Annotated in this window: 1 protein-coding gene; it reads left to right on the top strand. The window is 68.2% G+C overall.

Annotated features, from left to right (window positions below; translation table 11 throughout):
* Positions 1–77: 77 nt before the first annotated feature.
* The coding region (locus JYJ84_RS35970) for a transglutaminase family protein (RefSeq protein ID WP_205190236.1) at positions 78–1,694 on the top strand (1,617 nt) is incomplete at its 3' end.

Genomic DNA, 1,694 nt, shown 5'->3' with positions numbered 1-1,694 from the left:
GGGAGTTGTGTATATGAGCCTGGCGTCGAATCGAGCGCGACGCGGCGCGCGGCCGGCCCAACCCGAACCGAGCTCACATGTCCATCCACGTCGCGCTGCATCACACCACCCGCTATCGCTACGACCGGCTCGTCAACCTCGGCCCGCAGGTCGTGCGGCTGCGGCCCGCGCCGCACTGCCGGACGCCGATCCTCGCGTATTCGATGACGGTCGAGCCCGCGCAGCACTTCGTCAACTGGCAGCAGGACCCGTTCGCGAACTATCTCGCGCGGCTCGTGTTTCCGGAGCGCACCGAGCACTTCGAGATCACGATCGATCTCGTCGCCGAGATGTCGGTGTACAACCCGTTCGACTTCTTCCTCGAGGCCAGCGCGGAGCAATACCCGTTCAGCTATGACGATGCATTGAAGACCGAACTCGCGCCGTATCTCGTGTGCGACCCGCAGACGAGCGCGTCGCCACTGTTCCGCTCGTATCTCGACGGTGTCGACCGCACGCCGGCCGGCACCGTGAATTTCCTCGTTGCGCTGAACCAGCAACTGCAGCGCGACATCGGCTATCTCGTGCGGATGGAGCCGGGCGTGCAGACGCCCGAAGAGACGCTCGAACTCGCGTCGGGCTCGTGTCGCGACAGCGCATGGCTGCTCGTGCAGCTGTGCCGCCATCTCGGCATCGCCGCGCGTTTCGTGTCGGGCTACCTGATCCAGCTCACGCCCGACGTGAAGTCGCTCGACGGCCCGAGCGGCACGTCGGTCGACTTCACCGACCTGCACGCGTGGTGCGAGGTCTACCTGCCGGGCGCCGGCTGGATCGGCTTCGACCCGACCTCGGGCCTGCTCGCCGGCGAAGGCCACATTCCGCTGGCGTGCACGCCGCAGCCGACCAGCGCCGCGCCGGTCGAGGGGCTGATCGACGAGTGCGAGGTGTCGTTCGAGCACGAGATGAGCGTGACGCGCGTGTACGAATCGCCGCGCGTGACCAAGCCGTATACGGATTCGCAATGGGGCGCGGTGCTGGCACTCGGCACGCAGGTCGACGGCGCGCTCGCGGCCGGCGACGTGCGGCTCACGCAGGGCGGCGAGCCGACCTTCGTGTCGATCGACGATCGCGACGGCGCCGAATGGAACACCGACGCGCTCGGCCCGACCAAGCGCGGCTACGCGACCGAACTCGTGCAGCGGCTGCGCGCCGAATACGGCGATGGCGGCTTCCTGCATTTCGGGCAGGGCAAGTGGTATCCGGGCGAGCAACTGCCGCGCTGGGCGCTGTCGATCTTCTGGCGGGCCGACGGCCAGCCGGTGTGGCACGATCCGTCGCTGTTCGCCGACGAGCGCGAGCCGTCCGCCTACACGACCGACGATGCAAAGCGCTTCATCGACGCGCTGGCCGCGCGGCTGAACCTGACCGGCGAATTCATCCGGCCCGGCTACGAGGACGTCTGGTACTACCTGTGGCGCGAACGCCGGCTGCCGGTCAACGTCGACCCGTTCGACTCGCGGCTCGACGACGAGCTCGAACGCGCGCGGCTGCGCAAGGTGTTCGAGCAGCAGCTCGACAGCGTGGTCGGCTACGTGCTGCCGGTCAAGCGCGCCGATGAAGCGCCGGGCCTCGACGGTCCGCGCTGGGAAACGGGCCCGTGGTTCTTCCGCGACGAGCGGATGTATCTCGTGCCCGGCGATTCGCCGATGGGCTAT

This window comes from Burkholderia sp. LMG 13014, assembly GCF_905232215.1.
Taxonomy (GTDB): domain Bacteria; phylum Pseudomonadota; class Gammaproteobacteria; order Burkholderiales; family Burkholderiaceae; genus Burkholderia.
The sequence above is the reverse complement of the archived record's forward strand: the minus strand, read 5'-3'. Positions and strand labels throughout refer to the sequence as shown.